1 protein-coding gene and 1 pseudogene are annotated in these 22987 nt (G+C 74.7%); both read right to left on the bottom strand.

Features of this window, described 5'->3' with window-relative positions; translation table 11 throughout:
• Nucleotides 1-68: 68 nt before the first annotated feature.
• Nucleotides 69-11417: pseudogene (locus ACZ6D7_RS08860) on the bottom strand (SDR family NAD(P)-dependent oxidoreductase); the annotation flags it as partial.
• Nucleotides 11418-11620: 203 nt separating this feature from the next.
• Nucleotides 11621-22582: a type I polyketide synthase gene (locus tag ACZ6D7_RS08855; RefSeq protein ID WP_469486050.1), complete on the bottom strand. Its 10962-nt coding sequence runs from the start codon at nucleotides 22580-22582 to the stop codon at nucleotides 11621-11623.
• Nucleotides 22583-22987 lie beyond the last annotated feature (405 nt).

Here is a 22987-nt window from a genome sequence, read left to right as displayed (position 1 = left end):
GATACCTCCTGGCGACGGATGAACCGTCAGAGACTCCGTTCCGCAAGCCAGTTCTCGATGGCGGCGGTGGTCAGCGGCAGGTTGTGCTCCATGATCGTGAAGTGGTCGCCGGGGGTGGGGTGGGCGGTGTGCGGGAAGGGCCAGGACGCCCGCCAGCCCTCGTCCTCGAAGCCCTCGTCCTGGTGGGGCATGGGGTCGGCGGCGCTGAGGAAGAGCGTCGGGGCCTTCACCGGGCGCAGCTCGCACTGCTGCATGAACAGGGCGTTGTAGCGGCCCATCGCGGTCAGCTTCACGCCGTTCAGGGCGAGAGGGCCGAGGAGGCGTTCCCGGGAGTCCAGGCCCTCGTTCATCGCGATGGTGGTCTTCTCCGAGAACTGGTGCGTGGCCTGGAACGTGTCGAGCAGGACCACCGCCTCCGGCGCCAGGCCGGCCTCCTCGGCCCGCCGGGCGAGCGCGTAGGCGATCAGGCCGCCCATGGAGTGCCCGAGCAGGACGAACGGCTTGCCGCCCGCGGTCTCGCGGAGCTTCGCGAAGTGCGTCTCCACCAGGCCGTCGAAGGTGTCCGCCACCAGCTCGCCCTCGGCGTAGCCGGGGTTGACCAGCGACAGGACGTCCCGGCTGCCCTCGAAGTGCTGCGCCATCATGCCGTACTGGATCGGTCCGGCCGTGGCGGTGATCGCCGGCAGGCACACCAGCTGGGTCCGGCTGCCGTCACCGGTGGCCATCCGCACCGGCGGCAGGGCGTGGTCGGCCGCGTCCTCGATGCCGAAGGACGGGCGGAGCCAGCCGGCGGCCTGGATGAGGTCCATGCCGGCGGTCCCGGTCCGGCCAAGGGCGTAGGCCTGGTGGTAGAGGGCGGTGATGCTGTCCAGGGGGTCGGCGGGATCGGCGGGGGCGGGATCGGCGGGCGGTTGGGGCGCGGCTTCCCGGGGGGTCTCCGACCCCGGGGCGGGGGCGGGCGCGGGGCCGGATCCGGGCTTCGGGGCGGTGCCGTCGTCCAGGAGTGCGGCGAGACGGTCGGCGAGCCGGGACGTGGTGGAGTACTCGAAGGTCGTCGTCGCCGGGAGCCGCAGGTCGAGCAGGGTGCCGAGGCGGTCCCGCAGGGCGATGCCCGCGATCGAGTCCATCCCGAGGCTCAGGAACTCCACGTCCCCGTCGACGTCCGCGCTGTCGTGGCGCAGTACGGCGGTCAGCTGGTCGCGGACGAGCTGGGCCAGCAGCGCGGCACGCTCCCCCGGCGCGGCGTCCCGCACCCGGCGGGCGGCGGCGCTGTCCACGGGTGCGGGCCGGGGCCGCTCACGGGGTTCGGGCCGGGCCGCCGGCATCGGGCGGAGCCCCGCGGCGGGTACGGCACGCAGGGTCAACTGTCCGACGGAGGCGACCGGTTGGCCGATGCTGCCCGCGAGGTGGACGCCGAGGGCCTCGGGGCCGTGGGCGGTCAGTCGTACGCGGAGCGTGGTGGTCGGCGCCGAGTGCAGCCGGATCTCGGACCAGGCGAACGGCATCCGGACCGGAGCGTCGCCCCCGCCCTCGCCCTCGCGCTCGCCCGCGCCCTCGCCCGCGCCCTCCGCGAAGAGGTCACCGGCCGGGTGCAGGGCGGCGTCCAGCAGCGCGGGGTGCAGGGCGAAGCCGTCCACCGGGCCGGTGGTCTCCTCGCTCAGGGACACCTCGGCGAAGACCTCCGTCCCGCGCCGCCAGACGGCCCGCAGACCGCGGAAGGCGGGGCCGTAGGCGTAACCGCGCTCACCCAGCGCCTCGTAGAAGCCGCTCAGCGGGAGGGCGGAGGCGCCCGGCGGCGGCCATGCGCCGGAGAGGTCCGCGAAGCCGGGGTCGACGGCGTCGGCCTCGGCGGGCTCCGGGGCGACGACCGCCCGCGCGTGGCAGATCCATCCGGTCCCGGTGTCCTCGGCGGCGGACTCGGCGCGGGAGTGGACGCTCAGGGCGCGCTCCCCCGACTCGTCGGGCGGGCCCACCTGGACCTGGACGTGGACCGCGGCGCCGGAGTCCAGGAACAGCGGTTCGCGGAGGGTGAGTTCACGGATGCGGGGGCAGCCGGAGGCGCGGCCCGCGTGCAGCGCCCAGTCGACGAGGACGCTGCCGGGCAGCACCACGCTGTCCAGGACCGTGTGATCGGCGAGCCAGGGGTGGGCGGTCCGGGAGAGCCTGCCGGTGTGGACGACGGTGTCGCTGTCGACGGGGGCGAGCGCGCCGGCGAGCAGCGGGTGGCCGGTGACCGTGAGTCCGACGCCGCCGGCGTCCTCGGTGCGCTCGGGCGCGTCCAGCCAGTACCGCTGCCTGCGGAAGGCGTAGGTCGGCAGGTCCACCGGCCGGCCGCCCCGGAAGGTGTGCGTCCAGTCGACCGGAATCCCGTGCGCGAATGCCTCCGCGAGGGAGGTCAGCAGGGCCTCCCGGCCGTCCTCGTCGCGCCGGAGGGTCCCGGTGACCACGGCGGCGGCGGTGCGGCCGGTGGTGTCCTCCAGGGTGTGCTCGATCGCGGTGGTCAGCACCGGGTGCGGGCTGACCTCGACGAACACGTCGTGTCCGGCGGCGGCGAGGGCCCGCGTCGCCCGGTCGAACCGTACGGTCTCCCGGAGGTTGCGGTACCAGTACGCGGCGTCGGCCGTCCGGCCGTCCAGCAGGGCGCCGGTGACCGCCGAGTACATCGGCAGGTCGCCGGGGCGGGGCACGACCGGGGCGGCCAGGTCGAGGAGCGCGGCGCGCAGCCGTTCGACCTGCGGGGTGTGCGAGGCGTAGTCCACGGGGATGCGGCGGGCCCGCACACCGTCGCGTGCGCACGTCTCCATCAGCTCGTCCAGGGCGGCCGGCTCCCCGGCGACGACGGTGGCCGTCGGCCCGTTGACGGTCGCCACGGTGATCCGCTCGCCCCAGGGGGCCAGCAGGTCCGTCGCCTCGTCGACGGGCAGGGCGAGCGAGACCATGCCGCCCCGGCCGGCCAGTTCGCGGCCGATGAGACGGCTGCGCAGGGCGACGATCCGGGCGGCGTCCTCGACCGACAGCACCCCTGCCACGCACGCCGCCGCCAGCTCGCCCTGGGAGTGGCCCACGACGGCGGCGGGCTCCACGCCGTGCGCGCGCCAGACCTGGGCCAGGGACACCATGACCGCCCACAGCGCGGGCTGCACCACGTCGACCCGGTCCAGGGAGGGCGCGTCCGGGCGGGCCCGCAGCACGTCGAGGAGGTTCCAGTCGGTGTGCGGGGCGAGGGCGCGGGCGCACCGGTCGACGGACGCGGCGAACACCGTTGAGCCGTCGAGGAGTTCGGTGGCCATGCCGGCCCACTGTGACCCCTGGCCCGGGAAGACGAAGACCGGTCCGGACCGGTCGGCCGACGCCGCGCCCCGGGCCGTGCCCGTCGCCGGTTCGCCGCGGCTCACCGCCGCGAGCCGGTCCAGGAGTTCGTCCCGGGTCCGTCCGGTCACGACGGCGCGCTGCCCGAACGACGACCGGGTGGTGATCAGCGAGCGGGCGATGTCGGCGGGGTCCGCCGCCGGGTCCGCGCTCACCCACTCGTGCAGCCGACGGGCCTGTTCGCGCAGGCTGTCGGGGTTCTTCGCGGAGATCACCCACGGCACGGGGCCGCCGTCGGTGTCCGGTTCCGCCGGCTCGGCGGGCAGTTCCTCCAGGATCACGTGCGCGTTCGTGCCGCTGATCCCGAACGACGACACCGCGCCGCGCCGGGGCCGGTCCTCCGCCCGGGGCCAGGGCTGGGTGTCGTCGGCCAGGCGCAGCGCCCCGGCCGTCCAGTCGATGTCGGTGGCGGGCCGCTCGACGTGCAGGGTGCGCGGCACGACGCCGTGGCGCATCGCCAGCACCATCTTGATCACACCGGCCACACCCGCGGCGGCCTGCGTGTGCCCGATGTTGGACTTCACCGACCCCAGCAGCACGGGCCGGTCCGCCGGACGGTCCTGCCCGTACGTCGCCAGCAACGCGCCCGCCTCGATCGGATCACCGAGCCTCGTCCCCGTACCGTGCGCCTCCACCACGTCCACCTCGGACGCCGCCACCCCCGCACCCTCCAACGCCGCCCGGATCACCCGCTCCTGCGCCGGACCGTTCGGCGCGGTGAGGCCGTTGGACGCGCCGTCCTGGTTGAGGGCGGAGCCGCGCAGCAGGGCCAGCACCCGGTGTCCGTTGCGGCGGGCGTCGGACAGCCGTTCCACCACCAGCATGCCGACGCCCTCGGCGAACCCCATGCCGTCGGCGCCGGCGGAGAACGCCTTGGAGCGGCCGTCGGGGGCGAGGCCGCCGACACGGCTGAACTCGACCATCGGCCGGGGCGTCGACATCACGGTGACGCCGCCGGCGACCGCGAGCGTGCAGTCCCCCTGCCGCAGGGCCTGGGCGGCCAGGTGCAGCGCGACCAGCGACGAGGAGCAGGCGGTGTCGACCGTGATCGCCGGGCCTTCGAGGCCGAGGGTGTACGCGATCCGCCCGGAGGCCACGCTGTTGGCGCTGCCGTTGCCGAGGTAGCCCTCGAAGCCACCGAGCAGGTTCGGGAACCGTGCGGCGTAGTCGTTGTAGATCAGTCCGGCGAAGACGCCGGTCGGTGTGGAGCGCAGGGTGGCGGGGTCGATGCCCGCGCCTTCGAGGGCCTCCCAGGTGGTCTCCAGCAGCAGCCGCTGCTGCGGGTCCATCGCCAGCGCCTCACGGCCCGAGATGCCGAAGAACTCGGGGTCGAACTCGGCCATGTCGTGCAGGAATCCACCGACCCGCTCGAAGCGGTCCCCGGCGGTGTCGGGTCCGCCCAGCTCGACCCGCCAGCCACGGTCGGCGGGGTACTCGCCCATGGCGTCCCGCCCGTCGGCGAGCAGCCGCCACAGCTCCTCGGGCGAGCGCACCCCGCCGGGGAAGCGGCAGCTCATCCCGACGATGGCGATCGGGTCGTCGTCGACCGCGGAGCGGACCGGCGCGGCGGTCGCGCCATCGTGCGCGCCGCCGTGCGCGCCGCCGTGCGCGCCGCCGTGCGCGCCGCCGTGCGCGCCGCCGTGCGCGCCGTCGTGCGTGCCGTCGTGCGTGCCCTGCGGTACGAGTCGTGCGGCGAGGGCGGTGGCCAGCGCGGCCGGGGTCGGATGGTCGAAGGCGAGGGTCACGGGGAGGCGCAGGCCGGTCGCGCCGGCGATCCGGTTGCGCAGCTCGACGGCGGTGAGGGAGTCGAACCCGAGGTCCCTGAACGCCCGGTCGACGGGCACCGCGTCGCCGTCCTCGTGGCCGAGCACAACGGCGGCCTGGGCGCGCACCAGATCGGTCAGCGTCCGCTCGCGGTCGGCCGGGGACAGCCCGGCCAGCCGTGCGCGCAGCCCGCCACCGGCGCCGGTGGCGGTGTTGACGGCCGAGCGCCGGACCGCCGTACGGACCAGCCCGCGCAGCAGCGGCGCCGGGTCGCCCTGGCGGCGCAGGGCCGCCAGGTCCAGTCGGACGGGCACGGTGAGGGCGCGCGGGGCCCGTACGGCCGCGTCGAACAGGGCGAGGCCCTGGTCGGTGGCGAGCGGACGGACGCCGAGGCGGCGCATCCGGTCCAGGTCGGCGGCGGTCAGGTCGCCGGTGAGGGCGCTGCGGTCCGCCCACAGCCCCCAGGCGAGCGAGTGCGCGGGCAGGCCCTGGGTGTGCCGGTGCCGGGCGAGCGCGTCCAGGAACGCGTTGGCGGCCGCGTAGTTGCCCTGGCCCGCCGCGCCGAGGACACCGGCGGCCGAGGAGAACAGCACGAAGAACGACAGGTCCCGGTCCCGGGTCAGCTCGTGCAGATGCCAGGCCGCGTCCGCCTTGGCCCGCAGGACGCTGTCCAGCCGCTCCGGGGTCAGCGCGGTGACCACGCCGTCGTCGACCACGCCGGCCGCGTGCACCACACCGCGCAGTCCGGGCAGTCCGTCGAGCAGGGCACCCAGCGCGGCGCGGTCGGCCACGTCGCAGGCCACCACCCGTACCGTGGCGCCCGCCTCGGTGAGGTCCGCGACGAGCGCGGCGGCTCCGGGGGCATCGGCTCCCCGGCGTCCGGCCAGGACGAGGTCGGTGACCGCGTGGCGGGTGACGAGGTGGCGGGCGACCGCCGAACCGACGACACCGGTCCCGCCGGTGATCAGCACGGTGCCGTCGAACCCTTCCGCCGTGGTGCCCTCGAAAGCGTCCGCCGGGGTGCCCTCGAACGCGTCCGCCGGAGTGGTCAGCACCGCCTTCCCGGTGAGCCGCGCCTGGCTGAGCCGGCGGAAGGCCTCCGGGGCCCGGCGCGTGTCCCACGCGGTCACTGGCGGCGGCGCCAGCACGCCCCGCTCGAACAGCTCGGCGAGCAGCGCGAGCATCTCGCCCAGGCGGTCCGCGCCGGCCTCGCCGAGGTCGAACGCCCGGTACCGCACGCCGGGCCACGCCGCGGCCACCTCGTCGGCGTCGCGCAGGTCCGTCTTGCCCATCTCGACGAACCGGCCGCCCCGGGGCAGGAGCCGCAGCGAGGCGTCCACGAACTCACCGGCCAGGCAGTTCAGTACGACGTCCACGCCCCGGCCGTCGCTCTCGGCGAGGAACCGGTCGGCGAACTCCCGGGTGCGCGAGGAGGCCACCCGGGCGGCGGGGACGCCGGCGCCGTGCACCGCGGGCCACTTGGGCTCGCTCGCGGTCGCGTACACCTCGGCGCCGAGGTGCCGCGCCAGCTGCACGGCCGCCGTACCGACACCGCCGGCCGCGGCGTGCACCAGCAGCGTCTCTCCGGCGCGGATCTCGGCGAGGTCCACGAGCGCGTAGTACGCGGTCAGGAACACCGCGGGCACCGCGGCCGCCTGCGCGAAGGTCCAGCCGCGCGGCACCCGGACGAGCAGCCGGCGGTCGGCCACCGCCACCGGTCCCGCGTACGCCCCGGACAGCAGCCCCATCACCCGGTCGCCCACCGCGAGTCCGGTGACCCCGGGGCCGACCTCCAGCACCACGCCGGCGCCCTCGCTGCCGAAGAGCCCTTCGGTGTGCGGGACCACGCCCAGGGACACCAGGACGTCCCGGAAGTTGACGCCGGTCGCCCGCACCGCGACCCGCACCTGGCCCGGGGCCAGGGGTTCCTCGGCGCGCGGGGCCTGGATCAGCCGCAGCGCGTCCAGGGTGCCGCCGGCGTCGAGGTCCAGGCCCCACGCCCCGCTCCCGGCGGGCACGGCCAGCGCCCTCGCGTCCGACGACGCGGCCCGCCCGAGCCGCGGCACGGACAGCGCCCCGTCCCGTACGGCGATCTCGGGTTCACCGGCGGTCCGGGCCGCCGCGAGCACCAGCGCCGGTGGCGTCACGGCGTCCAGGTCGACCTGCGCGAACCGGTCCGGGTGCTCCGCGCACACGGAACGCCACAGCCCGCGCACCGCGGCCGTCACCACATCGCCCCGCTCCCCCGGTACGACCGCCGCCGCGCCCCGGGTCACCAGCACCAGCCGCGCCGCCTCCAGCTCGGCACGGGCCAGCCACTCCCGTACCGTCCCGAGCACCGCGGCCAGCCGCTCCCGGGTCGCGGCCGGGACGTCCTCGGCGTCACCGGCCGGCGGACAGGGCAGCAGCACGGTCTCCGGCAGCGGCTCGCCCGCGCGGACGGCGGCGGCCAGGGAGGCGACGTCCGGGTGGAGGGATGCGGTGTCGACCCCGGGCAGGGGGGTACCGATCACGGCCACGGTGCCGGTTGTCGTGCCGGTGCCGGACGCCGTGCCGGTGCCAGTGCCGGACGCCGTGCCGGTGCCAGTGCCGGACGCCGTTCCGGTGCCAGTGCCGGATGTCGTGCCGGTGCCGAACGCCGTCGGCGTCTCGGGTGAACCGGCGCGCAGGGGGACCCAGTTCAGCTCGAACATCGAGTCCGCCGGGAGCGCCGCGGCCGGCGTGTCGGCGGTGAGCGGACGCAACGCGATCCCGTCGAGCGTGACCACCGGCAGCCCCGCGAGGTCGGTCATCACCAGGGAGAACGTGTCCGGGCCGGTCGGCGACAGGTGGACCCGGGCGACCGTCGCGCCGGTGGCGTGGACGCGCGCGCCGGTGAACGAGAACGGCAGCATCCGCTCCGCCGTGCCGTCGAGCAGTGCCACGAGCCGGGTCTGCAACGCCGCGTCCAGCAGCGCCGGGTGCACCCCGAACCGTCCGGCGGCGGCGACGTCCGGCTCCGGCAGGGCGACCTCGGCGAACATCTCCGCACCGCGCCGCCACACGGCCCGTACGCCCCGGAAGAGCGGCCCGTAGGTGTAGCCATGGTCCGCCAGCCGCTCGTAGAACCCGTCGAGGCCGACCGGCTCCGCGCCCGCCGGTGGCCACGCGGCGGACGGGAGGGTGGCCGCCTCGGACGTGGGGCCGGTCCCGGAGGGGACGGCGGTCAGGGTGCCGGTGGCGTGGCATACCCAGTCCGCGCCCTCGTCGGCCCGCTCCGCCAGATGCGGGCGGGCGTGCAGACGTACGGCGCGCAGCCCGTGCTCGTCTGCCGCGTCGACCCCCAGCTGGAGGTCGACGGCGGCCCCGTCGCCCGGGATGCCGAGCGGGGTGTGCAGCACGAGTTCGTCCAGCAGCTCCGCGCCGACGAACTGGCCCGCGCGCAGGACGAGTTCGACCATCGCGGCACCCGGCACGACGGCTCGTTCCAGCACCGCGTGCTCGGCGAGCCATGGGTGGGAGCTGGTGGACAGCCGGCTCGTGAACAGGAACCCGCCGTCCTGCGCCACGCTCACCCCGGCCGCGAGCAGCGGGTGCCGCAGCACCGACAGGCCGGTGCCCCGCAGGTCGGCGGCGCCGTCGGCCGCGAGCCAGTAGTGCTTGCGCTGGAAGGCGTACGTGGGCAGGTCGACCGGCGGCGCGGCGGCGAGGACCGCCGACCAGTCGGGAGTGACGCCGTGGGTCCAGAGGGTGGCGAGGGAGGTGAGGAACTGGGTGGGGCCGCCGTGGTCGCGTCGCAGGGTGCCCACGGCGTGCACCGGGGCGTCCGTTGCGTATCCGGTTTCCTCGATCGCGCCGGTCAGCACCGGGTGCGCGCTGACCTCGAGGAACAGGGTGTGCCCCTCGCCGATCAGCGCCTCGACGGTGTCATGGAAACGGACCTGTTCGCGGAGGTTGCGGTACCAGTAGTCGGCGTCCAGCGACTCGCCCGCGACGGGAGCGGCCGTCACGGCCGAGTACATCGGGATCACACCGGCACTCGGCACGATCGGAGCCGCCAGCTCCATGAGCCGCTCGCGGACCCGCTCCACGTGCGGGGTATGGGAGGCGTAGTCCACCGCGACCATGCGCGTCCGCATCCCGGCGGCCTCCGCGTCCACGGACACCTGGTCCAGCCCGGACGGGCTGCCGGCCACCACCGTGGACTCCGGCCCGTTGACGGTGGCGATCCACACCCCCTCACGACCCGCGACCAGCTCACCGACCCGCGCGGCAGAGGCGGCCACCGACAACATCCCACCCCGACCCGCCAATTCACCCGCGATGACCCGGCTCCGCAACGCGACCAGCCGCGCCCCGTCCTCCCACGACAACACACCCGCCACACACGCCGCCGCGATCTCCCCCTGCGAATGCCCCACCACCGCGGCCGGAATCACACCGGCCGAGCGCCACACCTCCGCCAACGACACCATCACCGCCCACAACGCCGGCTGCACCACGTCCACCCGCTCCAGCGCGCCGCTCTCGGAGGGGTCGCGGAGGACGTCCAGGAGGTCCCAGTCGACGTGCGGGGCCAGGGCCTGGGCGCACCGGTCGACGGACTCGGCGAACACCGGTGATCTGTCGAGGAGTTCGACGGCCATCCCGGCCCACTGCGCCCCTTGGCCGGGGAAGACGAACACCACCCCGGTGTCGGTCTCGCCCTCGGTCTTCCCGCTCGTCACCGGTGCGGAAGGCTCACCGAAGGCGATCGCGTCCAGCCCGGCCAGAAACCCGTCCCGGTCCTGCGCGACCACGACCGCGCGGTGTTCCAACGCCGCCCGCCGCGTGGCCAGCGACCGTGCGACGGCGACCGAGGAATCGTCACCGGCGGCGACGGACTCGCGCAACCGTGCCGCCTGCGCCCGCAGCCCCGCCTCGGACCGCCCCGACACCACCCACGGCACCGCGTCCGCGCCGGTGAGGACCGGGGTCCGGACGGCGGTGTCCTCGGCCGGGGCCTCGACAGCCGGCGGGCCCTCCACGATCACATGGGCGTTGGTCCCGCTCACGCCGAACGACGACACCGCGGCCCGCCGCGCCCCGTCGGTCTCGGGCCACGCGGTGTGCTCGGTCACCAGCCGCACGGCACCGGAGGCCCAGTCCACGTGCGGGGTCGGCTCGGACGCGTGCAGGGTCGCGGGAACGCTGCCGTGGCGCATCGCCATGACCATCTTGATCACACCGGCCACACCCGCGGCGGCCTGCGTGTGCCCGATGTTGGACTTCACCGACCCCAGCAGCACGGGCCGGTCCGCCGGACGGTCCTGCCCGTACGTCGCCAGCAACGCGCCCGCCTCGATCGGATCACCGAGCTTCGTCCCCGTACCGTGCGCCTCCACCACGTCCACCTCGGACGCCGCCACCCCCGCACCCTCCAACGCCGCCCGGATCACCCGCTCCTGCGCCGGACCGTTCGGCGCGGTGAGGCCGTTGGACGCGCCGTCCTGGTTGACGGCGGAACCCCGGACGACCGCCAGCACCTGATGCCCGTTGCGCAGGGCGTCGGACAGCCGCTCGACCAGCAGCAGCCCCACACCCTCCGCCGCGCCCATGCCGTCGGCATCGGCGGAGAACGCCTTGCAGCGGCCGTCGCGCGACAGGCCCTGCTGCTTGCTGAACTCGGTGAAGAGGTCGGGGCCGGACATCACGGCGACCCCGCCGGCCACCCCCAGGGAGCACTCGCCCCGGCGCAGGGACTGCACCGCCAGATGCAGCGCCACCAGGGACGACGAGCACGCCGTGTCCACCGTGAGGGCGGGGCCGGTCAGGCCGAAAGTGTAGGCGATGCGTCCAGAGGCGACGCTTCCGGCGACGCCGGTCATGGCGTGGCCCTCGATCTCCTCCGGGACCGCGGGCAGGCGGCCGCCGTAGTCGTGGAAGCTGGCGCCGACGAAGACACCCGTCCGGCTCCCGCGCAGCGACGCCGGGTCGATGCCGGACCGCTCGAAGAGTTCCCAGGAGGTCTCCAGGAGCAGCCGCTGCTGCGGGTCCATCGCCAGCGCCTCACGCGGCGAGATCCCGAAGAACCCCGCGTCGAACTCGCCCGCGTCGTGCAGGAAACCGCCCTTGGCCGTGTACGAGGTGCCGGGCCGGCCGCCGTCCGGATCGACCAGCGAGGCCAGGTCCCAGCCACGGTCGGTGGGGAACCCGGAGATGCCCTCCCCGCCCGTCGACACCAGCTCCCACAGGGCCTCGGGCGAGGACACACCGCCGGGGTAGCGGCAGCTCATCCCGACGATCGCCACCGGCTCGTCGGCCGCCGACTCCACCACCCGCAGTCGCGCCCGAGTCTCCTGGAGTTCCGCGGTGACCCGCGTCAGGAAGTGACGGAGCTTCTTGACGTCGTCCATTACTTGCTCCATGCGATGAGTCGGCTGTTCGGGAAGAGGGCGTGCCACGAGGGGGCGGCGGCGCGGAGAGACGAAGACAGTGGGGACAGGCGGAGGTCGGGGGACGGCGCGCGTCAGGAGATCCCGAACTCCTTCTCGATGTAGGCGAACAGCTCGTCGTTGCTGGCGGCTTCGAGTTCCTCGTTCAGCCGCTCGGCGTCCACGGTGGTCTCCGCGTGCGGTTCGTCGGCGCCGGGAGCCCGCGACTCCTCCGGGCCGGTGTCGAAGAGCAGCGCGCCGAGGTGGCCGACGAGGTCGTTCACCGTCGGGTGGTCGAAGATCACGGCGACCGGCAGCCGGAGTCCGGTGAGCCCGCTGAGCCGGTTGCGGAGTTCCACGGCGGTGACCGAGTCCAGTCCGAGTTCAAGGAACTTCCGCCCGGTACTGACCGTTTCGGCCGAGTCGTGTCCGAGGACGGCGGCCACCTGTCCGCGGACGACGTCCAGGAGCTGCCGCCTGCGCTCGCGCGGCTCCGCGTCGGCGAGCCGGTCCCGCAGGGCGGTGACCGTCGCGTCGCCGGCCTCGGCCCGGTCTTCGGCGAGTGCCTGCCGGGCCTCGGGAATCTCGTCGAGCAGACGGCTCGGCCGGACGGCGGTGTAGGCGTGCGTGAACCGGGCCCAGTCGACGTCGGCCACGACGGTGGCCGGTTCGCCGCCGCCCAGCTCCGCTTCCAACGCGAGGATCGCCGACTCCGGCGGCAGCAACGGCAGTCCGTGCCGCAGCCGCAGCTCGGCCACCGCGTCGCCGTCGGCCATCCCGCCCTGCGCCCAGGGCCCCCAGGCCACAGAGGTCGCGGTCAGCCCCCGCGCGCGGCGGTAGCGGGCGAGCGCGTCCAGATAGGCGTTGGCGGGCGCGTAGTTGCCCTGCCCGCCCATCCCGATGGTGCCGGCGACGGAGGAGAACAGGACGAACGCGGACAGCTCCCGACCGTGGGTGAGTTCGTGCAGCCGCCACGCGGCACCGGCCTTGACCCGCAGTACGGCGTCCACCTGATCGGGCGTCAGGGTCTCCACGGCCGCGTCGTCCAGTATGGCGGCCGTGTGGAACACGGCGGTCAGCGGACACTCGGCCGGGATCGACGTCAGGAGGTCGCGCAGCGCGGCGCCGTCCGCGATGTCGCACGCGGCCACCGTCACCCTGGCCCCGGTCCGGGCCAGCTCGGCCGCCAGCTCGGCGGCACCCGGTGCGGCGTCGCCACGTCGGCTGACGAGCAGCAGGTGCTGGGCGCCCCGCTCGGCGAGCCGTCGGGCGAGCCGGCTCCCGAGCGCTCCGGTACCGCCGGTGATCAGTACGGTTCCAGGGCCCGGCCGCCAGTCGCCGGCGCCTGGCGCGCCGCCGGGTCGGGCCCGGACGAGCCTGCGCCCGAGGGTCCCGGTGGGCCGCACCGCGACCTGGTCCTCGGGACCGCCGGCCGCGAGGACCGCGCACAGCCGGCTCACGACCGGCCGGCTCACGACCGGCCGGCTCATGACCGGCCGGTCCAGGTCCGCCGGCAGATCGATCAACCCGCCCCACTGGCCGGGCAGTTCCTGTGCCGCGACCCGGCCCAGGCCCCACACCGACGCCTGGGCCGGGTTCGTCAGGGGGTCGTGGTCGCCGACGGACACCGCGCCCTGGGTGACACACCACAGGGGTGCGGCGAGGTTCGCGGCCGCCATTCCCTGGATCAGCGAGAGCGTCCGATGGAACCCGGCGCCCGGGAGGACATGGGGTGTCTCGTCGTGGGCGGGAGCGGAAGCAGCGACGGGGGTGGAGGCAGGTGCGGGGGCGAGGGCCAGCAGCGAGACCACTCCGGCCGGAGACGGCTGCGCGGCGAGTGCGTCGGCCCACCGTCCCGGGTCGTCGGGCGCCAACAGCGTTTCCACCACGGCCCCTTGTCCGCGCAGTCCCTCGACGATCGCCTCGTACGGCGCACCGCCCACCTGGTCCGCGGCGACGGCCACGAGCCAGGTGCCGGACAGGCCGGCCGGAACGTCGTCGGGCAGGGGTGTCCAGCCCTCCCGGTACCGCCAGGAGTCCGACGCGGTCGTGCCGCCGCCCGCCGGGGGCGCGGCCACTGCTGCGGCCGCGAGCCAGTAGTGCTTGCGCTGGAAGGCGTACGTGGGCAGGTCGACCGGCGGCGCGGCGGCGAGGACCGCCGACCAGTCGGGAGTGACACCGTGCACCCAGAGCTGGGCGAGCGACATCAGGAACTGCCGGCCTCCGCCCTCGCCCCGGCGCAGGGTGCCTACGGCGTGCACCGGGGCGTCCGTTGCGTAGCCGGTTTCCTCGATCGCGCCGGTCAACACCGGGTGCGCGCTGACCTCGAGGAACAGGGTGTGCCCCTCGCCGATCAGCGCCTCGACGGTGTCATGGAAACGCACCTGCTCACGGAGGTTGCGGTACCAGTAGTCGGCGTCCAGCGACTCGCCCGCGACGGGAGCCGCCGTCACGGCCGAGTACATCGGGATCACACCGGCACTCGGCACGATCGGAGCCGCCAGCTCCAAGAGCCGCTCACGGATCCGCTCCACGTGCGGGGTGTGGGAGGCGTAGTCCACCGCGACCATGCGCGTCCGCATCCCGGCGGCCTCCGCGTCCACGGACACGGCGGCGAGTGCGGACGGGCTGCCGGCCACCACCGTGGACTCCGGCCCGTTGACGGTCGCGATCCACACCCCCTCACGACCCGAGACCAGCTCACCCACCCGCGCGGCAGAGGCGGCCACCGACAACATCCCACCCCGGCCCGCCAGTTCACCCGCGATGACCCGGCTCCGCAACGCGACCAGCCGCGCCCCGTCCTCCCACGACAACACACCCGCCACACACGCCGCCGCGATCTCCCCCTGCGAATGCCCCACCACCGCGGCCGGAATCACACCGGCCGAGCGCCACACCTCCGCCAACGACACCATCACCGCCCACAACGCCGGCTGCACCACGTCCACCGGCTGCAAGACGTCGTCGTCCGCGGTCTCCCGCAACACGTCGAGAAGATCCCAGTCGACATAGGGGGACAGCGCCCGCGCGCACCGGTCGACGGACTCGGCGAACACCGGTGATCTGTCGAGGAGTTCGGCGGCCATGCCGATCCACTGCGAGCCCTGGCCGGGGAACACGAACACCACACCGGCCTCCGGACCGTCGGCGGCCGTCCCGCTGATCACGTGCGTGGCAGGGTCTCCGGAGGCGATCGCCGCGAGCCCGGCAAGGAGTCCCTCCCGTTCCTCCGCGACCACCACGGCCCGGTGCTCCAAGTCCGCCCGCCCGGTGGCCAACGACCAGGCGACGGCCCCGGAGGGATCGTCGCCGGAGGACGCGAACTCGCGCAGCCGCCCGGCCTGCTCCCGCAGCCCCGCCTCCGACCGCGCGGACACCAGCCACGGCACGACCTCACCACTGCCACCGCCATCGCCACTGCCCCCGCCACCGTCACCGGCACCGTTGAAGAGCCCGCCCAGGGCTGCGGGCCTGGGCTCAAGCGCCGGCGCGGCCTCGATGATCACGTGGGCGTTGGTCCCGCTCACCCCGAAGGACGACACCGCCGCCCGCCGCGCCCGGCCCGCCTCGGGCCAGGCCGTGTGCTCGGTCACCAGCTCCAGCGCACCGGCGTCCCAGTCCACGTGCGGCGACGGCTCGTCCACGTGCAGGGTCGCGGGAACGCTGCCGTGCCGCATCGCCATGACCATCTTGATCACACCGGTCACACCGGCCACGGCCTGCGTGTGCCCGATGTTGGACTTCACCGAGCCGAGCAGCACCGGCCGCTCGGCCGGGCGATCCTGTCCGTACGTCGCCAGCAGCGCCTGCGCCTCGATCGGATCGCCGAGCGAGGTCCCCGTACCGTGCGCCTCCACCACGTCGACCTCGGATGCCGTCAGACCCGCGTTGGCCAGGGCCTGCCGGATCACGCGCTCCTGGGCCGGGCCGTTCGGCGCGGTGAGGCCGTTGGACGCGCCGTCCTGGTTGAGCGCCGAGCCCCGGACGACCGCGAGCACCTGATGCCCGTTGCGCCGCGCGTCGGACAGCCGCTCCACCAGCAGCATCCCCACGCCCTCCGCCCAGGCGGTGCCGTCCGCCGCCGCGGCGAAGGGCTTGCAGCGGCCGTCCGGGGACAGTCCGCGCTGATGGCTGAACTCGGTGAAGATCCCGGGCGTCGTCATGACGCTGACCCCGCCGACCAGCGCCATGCCGCACTCGCCGTTGCGCAGGGACTGGACGGCCAGGTGCAGGGCGACCAACGAGGAGGAACAGGCGGTGTCCACGGTGATGGCCGGCCCGGTCAGCCCGAGGGTGTAGGCGATCCGGCCGGACGCCACACTGCCCGCGGCACCGGTGAAGAGGTAGCCCTCGGTTCCCTTCGTGTCGGTCGCGCCGCTGCCGTAGCCTTGCGGGACGAAGCCGACGAAGACCCCCGTCCGGCTGCCGCGCAGCGACTGCGGGTCGAGGCCGGCGCGTTCCAGGGTCTCCCAGGACGCCTCCAGCAGCAGCCGCTGCTGGGGGTCCATGGCCAGTGCCTCGCGCGGCGAGAGCCCGAAGAAGCCGGCGTCGAACTCGCCCGCGTCGTGCAGGAACCCGCCTTGGTGGACGTAGGAGGTGCCGGGCCGTGTGGGGTCGGGGTGGAGGAGCGCATCGAAGTCCCAGCCACGGTCCGTCGGGAACCCGGAGATCACCTCGTCCTGCGACAGCAGCAGCCGCCACAGGTCCTCAGGCGACCGGACCCCACCGGGGTAGCGGCAGCCGATGCCGACGATCGCGATCGGTTCCCGCGCCGCGACAGACGCGGCGGCCCCGGGCACGGGGGGTACGGCGGGCACGGCGGGTACGGCGGGTACGGCGGTGTCCGTGCCGAGCACACGGTCCGGGCCGAGGACACGGTCCAGGAGGTGTTCGGCGAGCGCGAGCGGCGTCGGGTGGTCGAACACGGCGGTCGGCGAGAGGATGACGCCCGTCGCGGCGACCAGCCGGTTGCGCAGCTCGACACCGGTCAGCGAGTCGAAGCCGGCCTCCCGGAAGGCCCGCCGGACCTCCACGTCACCGGCCGACGCCCAGCCCAGCACCGCCGCCGCCTGCCGGCACACCTCGTCCAGGACGACCCGCTTCCGCCGGGCGTCGGTGCCCGCCTCGGCCACCCTGCGCGGGAATCCCTCGGGTGCCTCGGCCACGGGCGCGGACGGCAGATCGACCCGGACATCCGACGCCGACCCGACGGAGACCGACCCTACGGACGCCGACCCGACGGGTGCCAGCCAGTACCGGTCGCGCTGGAAGGCGTACGTGGGCAGATCGACCGGCGGCGCGGCGGCGAGGACCGCCGACCAGTCGGGAGTGGCACCGTGCGCCCACAGCGCGGCGAGGGACATGAGGAACCGGCGGCCCCCGCCCTCGCCCCGGCGCAGGGTGCCGACGGCATGCACGGGGACGTCCGTTGCGTAACCGGTTTCCTCGATCGCGCCGGTCAGCACCGGGTGCGCGCTGACCTCGAGGAACAGGGTGTGCCCCTCGCCGATCAGCGCCTCGACGGTGTCATGGAAACGCACCTGCTCACGGAGGTTGCGGTACCAGTAGTCGGCGTCCAGCGACTCGCCCGCGACGGGAGCCGCCGTCACGGCCGAGTACATCGGGATCACACCGGCACTCGGCACGATCGGAGCCGCCAGCTCCAAGAGCCGCTCGCGGACCCGCTCCACGTGCGGAGTGTGGGAGGCGTAGTCCACCGCGACCATGCGCGTGCGCATCCCGGCGGCCTCCGCGTCCACGGACACCTGGTCCAGCCCGGACGGGCTGCCGGCCACCACCGTGGACTCCGGCCCGTTGACGGTGGCGATCCACACCCCCTCACGACCCGCGAGCAGCTCACCCACCCGCTCCACGGACGCGGCCACGGACAACATCCCACCCCGGCCCGCCAGTTCACCCGCGATGACCCGGCTCCGCAACGCGACCAGCCGCGCCCCGTCCTCCCACGACAACGCACCCGCCACACACGCCGCCGCGATCTCCCCCTGCGAGTGACCGACCACGGCCGACGGAACGACCCCCGCGGCCCGCCACACCTCCGCCAACGACACCATCACCGCCCACAACGCGGGCTGCACGACGTCCACCCGCTCCAGCGCGCCGCTCTCGGAGGGGTCCCGCAGCACGGCGAGGAGATCCCAGTCGACGTGCGGGGCCAGGGCCTGGGCACACCGGGCGACGGACTCGGCGAACACCGCCGAACCGTCGAGGAGTTCGCTCGCCATCCCGGCCCACTGCGCCCCCTGGCCGGGGAACACGAACACCACACCGGCACCGCCCTCCCCCGCGACCGCGCCGCTCACCACCTGACCGGCGGGCTCACCGGAGGCAACCGCCGCCAGGCCGGCCAGGAACTCCTCCCGGTCCCCGGCCACCACGACCGCCCGGTGCTCCAGCGCGGCCCGCCGGGTGGCGAGCGACCAGCCGATCGCGGCCGGGGCGTCCTCGCCCGCGGCCACCAGCTCGCGCAGCCGCCCGGCCTGGGCCCGCAGCCCCGCGGCCGACCGGCCCGACACCACCCACGGCACGACCTCGTCGGCCCGCACCACGGGGGCGTACCCGGAAAGCCGTGAAGGCCGTGAAGGCACGGCCTCGGCGGGAACGCCGGCCGACGGGGCCTCTTCGACGATCACATGCGCGTTGGTCCCGCTGATCCCGAAGGACGACACCGCCGCCCGCCGCGCCCGGCCCGCCTCCGGCCAGGCCGTCTGCTCGGTCACCAGCTCCACCGCGCCCGCGGCCCAGTCCACCCGTGGCGACGGCTCGTCGACATGCAGGGTGGCGGGCACCACGCCGTGCCGCATGGCCATCACGGTCTTGATCACACCGGCCACGCCCGCCGCCGCCTGCGTATGGCCGATGTTGGACTTCACCGACCCCAGCAGCAGCGGCCGCCCGGCCGGACGGTCCTGCCCGTACGTCGCCAGCAGCGCCTGCGCCTCGATCGGATCGCCGAGCGAGGTCCCCGTACCGTGCGCCTCCACGACGTCCACCTCGGACGCCGTCAGACCCGCGCCCGCCAGCGCCTGGCGGATCACCTGCCCCTGGGAGAGGCCGCTGGGCGCGGTGAGGCCGTTGGACGCGCCGTCCTGGTTGACCGCGGAGCCCCGGACGACCGCCAGCACCTGATGCCCGTTGCGCCGCGCGTCGGACAGCCGCTCCACCAGCAGCATGCCCACGCCCTCGGCCATCCCCGTGCCGTCGGCGGCGGCGGCGAACGCCTTGCAGCGGCCGTCGTGGGAGAGTCCGCCCTGGCGGCTGAACTCGGTGAAGATTCCCGGGGTGTTGAGCACGGTCACCCCGCCGGCCAGGGCGAGTGTGGACTCGCCGCGCCGCAGCGACTGCACCGCGAGATGCAGCGCCACCAGGGAGGACGAGCACGCCGTGTCCAGGGTGATGGCGGGGCCGGTGAGGCCGAGCGTGTAGGCGATGCGGCCGGAGGCGACGCTGGTGGTCTTGCCGGTGAGGAGGTATCCGTCGAGCGCTTCCGGAGCCTCGTGCAGGCGTGGCCCGTACTCCTGGTCCATGGTGCCGACGAAGACGCCGGTCGGGGTGGAGCGCAGGGTGGCCGGTTCGATGCCGGCGCGTTCCAGCAGCTCCCAGGAGGTCTCCAGGAGCAGCCGCTGCTGCGGGTCCATCGCCAGTGCCTCACGCGGGGAGAGACCGAAGAAGCGGGCGTCGAACTCGGCCGCGCGGTCCAGGAATCCACCGCCCTCGGCGACCGTACGGCCGGGTCCCTCCGGGGCGCGCAGGCGTGCCAGGTCCCAGCCGCGGTCCTCGGGGAACGCGGTGATCGCGTCCTGCCCGTCGGCGACGAGTCGCCACAGGTCCTCCGGGGACTCGACGCCGCCGGGCAGACGGCAGCTCATCGCGATGATGGCGATGGGTTCGTCGTCCGCGTCCGGTGCGCGGTGCGCGGCGCGGGCCGGGTCCTCGTCGGCGGTGAGGTGGTCGGCGAGCCTGGCCGGTGTGGGATGGTCGAAGAGCGTGGACGTGGTCAGACGGGTGCCCAGCGCGGTGCTGAGCCGGTTGCCCAGGTCACCGAGCATGATCGAGTCGAACCCGAGGTCCTTGAACGTCCGCCACGGGTCGATGTCGTCGGCCGTCGCGTGTCCGAGTACGGCGGCGGCGTGGGCGCGGATCCGCCGGGCCACGTCGACGACGTCCGACGCGGCGGGTGCGGCCGGTGAGGCCGGTGTGGCAGACGGGTCGGCCGGCAGAGCCGATACGGCGGGAACGGCGGGTGCGGCACCGGCCGGCTCCACGGCCGTCGTACCGGACGTCTCGAACCAGTGCCGGCGGCGCTGGAAGGCGTACGTCGGCAGATCGGTCCGCCGCGCACCCGTGCCGTCGAACACCGCGACCCAGTCGACGTCCGCGCCGTGGGCCCACAAGTGGCCCAGGGAGAGGTGGAGTTGCCGGCTGCCGCCCTGGTCCCGGCGCAGGGTTCCGGTGGCGGTGACGGTGGTGCCGGTGGCGTGGCCGGTCTCCTGTACGGCGTTGGTCAGGACCGGGTGCGGGCTGACCTCCAGGAACAGGGTGTGGCCCGCCTCGACGAGGGCCTCGACGGTGTCGTGGAAGCGGACCTGCTCGCGGAGGTTGCGGTACCAGTAGCCCGCGTCGAGCGACTCGCCCGCGACGGGACCGGCGGTGACGGTCGAGTACATCGGTACGTCGGCGGTGCGCGGGCCGATCGACGCCACCTGCCGCAGGAAGTCGTCCCGGATCTGCTCCACGTGCGGGGTGTGCGAGGCGTAGGCGGAGGCGACGGTCCGGGTGCGGTGCCCGGCCGCCTGCGCGCGGGCCACGACCTCGGCGAGTCCTTCCGGGCTGCCGGCCACGACGGTGGCGGCGGGGCTGTTGACCGCGGCGACCCATACGTCGTCCCGGCCCCCGAGCAGGACGTCCGCCTGTTCCGCGGAGGCGTCCAGGACCGCCATGCCACCGCGGTCGGTCAGGTGCCCGGTGATCCGGCTGCGCAGGGCCACCAGGCGGGCGCCGTCGTCGAGCGAGAGCGCGCCGGACACACAGGCGGCGGCGATCTCGCCCTGCGAGTGCCCGACGACCGCGGCGGGGGTCACGCCGAGGGAGCGCCACACCCGGGCCAGCGAGACCATCACGGCCCACAGCGTGGGCTGGAGGACGTCCACCCGGTTCAGCGCGCCGCCGTCCGTGGTGTCCCGGAGTACGGCACGGAGGTCCCAGTCGGTGTGCGGGGCCAGCGCACGGGCACACTCCTCGACGGACTCGGCGAACACCGCCGAGGTGTCCAGGAGTTCGGCGGCCATGCCGAGCCACTGCGCCCCCTGCCCGGGGAACACGAACACCACACCGGCGCCGGTGCAGGTCTCGCCGGGGGCCGTGCCGTCGACGACATGGCCGGCGGGTTCACCGGCGGCGATCGCCGCCAGGCCGGTCAGGAACCCCTCTCGGTCCCCGGCCACCACGACCGCGCGGTGCTCCAGGGCGGCCCGGTGCGCGGCGAGGGACCAGCCGACGTCCGTGAGGGGGGCGTCACCGGCGGCGGCGAGGTCACGCAGGCGCGCGGCCTGGCCGCGCAGTCCGTCCGGGGACCGGGCGGAGACAACCCAAGGCAGCGCCCCTTGGGTGAACGCGACGGCGGGCACGGGGACTTCGGCAAGTACCGCGGCCTTGGCAAGTACCGCGGCCTCGGCAAGTACCGCGGCTTCGGCAGGCCCCGAGGCCTGGGCAGCCGCCGTGGCCTCCACCGCCGAGCACGCCGTGGCTTCCGCCGGCGCGGCCGCCGTTGCTTCCGCTTGCGCAGGCGCCTCGGCGACGATCACATGGGCGTTGGTCCCGCCCACCCCGAACGCCGACACCCCGGCGATCAGCGGCGCGTCCGGGCTCGGCCAGTCCGAGAGGTCGGTCTGCACCCGCAGGTGCCAGTCGTCCAGCGGGATCGCGGGGTTGGCGGTGCGGAAGTTCAGGCTGGGCGGAAGCCGGCGGGCCCGGAGGGAGAGCAGGACCTTGATGAGTCCGGTGATGCCGGCCGCGCCTTCGAGGTGTCCGACGTTCGTCTTGACGGAGCCCACCCGCAGCGGGAGGTCCGGGGAGTGCGCGGAGCCGACGGCCTCCGCGAGCGCGGCCGCCTCGACGGGGTCGCCGACCGCGGTGCCGGTGCCGTGGAGCTCGACGTACTGCACCTCGGCGGGGCCGATGCCGGCCGCGGCGCAGGCGCGGCGCAGCACGTCCGCCTGGGCGGCCCGGGTCGGGGTGGTCAGGCTGTCCCCGCCCCCGTCGTTGTTGACCGCGCTGCCGCGCAGGACGCCGTGGACGCGGTCGCCGTCGGCGAGCGCGCGGGCGAGGGGTTTGAGGAGGACGAGTCCGCCGCCCTCGCCGCGGACGAACCCGTTGGCGCGGGCGTCGAAGGTGAAGCAGCGGCCGTCCGGGGAGAGTCCGCCGAAGCGCGCCGCGCTCAGGGTGCCGTCGAAGGCGAGGTTGAGGTGGACGCCGCCGGCGACGGCGGTGTCGCACTCCCCGGTGCGCAGGCTCTGGCAGGCGGCGTGCACGGCGACGAGTGACGAGGACTGGCCCGAGTCGATCACCATGCTGGGGCCCTGGGCGCCGAGCAGGTAGGAGAGCCGGTTGGCGATCATGCCGCGGTTCAGGCCGGTGAGCGTGTGGTGGGTCACGGCGTCGGTGCCCTGCCGTCGCAGCAGGGTGGCGTAGTCGTCGCCGATGGCGCCGACGAAGACCCCGGTGCGCTGCCCGGCGAGGTGCTCGGGGGTCAGGCCCGCGTCCTCGAGGACCTCCCAGCCGATTTCCAGGACCAGCCGTTGCTGGGGGTCCATGGCCGCGGCCTCGCGTGGGGAGACACCGAAGAATCCGGCGTCGAACAGGTCCGTTCCGTCGAGAAAGGCACCGTGGTCGAGTGCGGGGTCCGGGCCGGTGCCACGGGGGCGCTCCCAGCGGCCGGGCGGGACCGATGTGACGGAATTCTCGCCCTCGCTCAGCAAATGCCAGAATTCTCCGGGAGTGCGTGCACCCGGTAACCGGCAGGCGATACCGATCACCGCTATCGAGCCGTCGACGGCATGCTCCCGCGACGCGGCAGAGACTCTGGACAATTGAGGCACCTTCCCCCGACGCCTTGAACTCACTCACCCTGGCCCTCACCGCGAAGAGAAGCCGGAGTCACACGAGCAGAAAGCCGGCCGCACTCAGTGCCGACTCGATAAACGCACACGATCGTCCGAATGATGTGCGCATAACCTGATCTCCACCTGTTCCGGACGGATGGCGGTAGCCCGGAAAAGTTGATCAACTCAGCCGAACGTACCTCAGCCGACAGCGGGGTGCAACCATGTTCATGGCATCCCGGCTGCCGGTAAGCAGCCGGTAAGAGGCGGGTCGCGGGACCCCCACCGAGCGCCGTCCGGCCGAAGGATCTCTTCCGAATCCGTGGATCATGTGCCTAG

The organism is Streptomyces sp. NPDC041784, from assembly GCF_055591025.1.
This window is presented reverse-complemented; position numbering and strand designations above follow the sequence as displayed.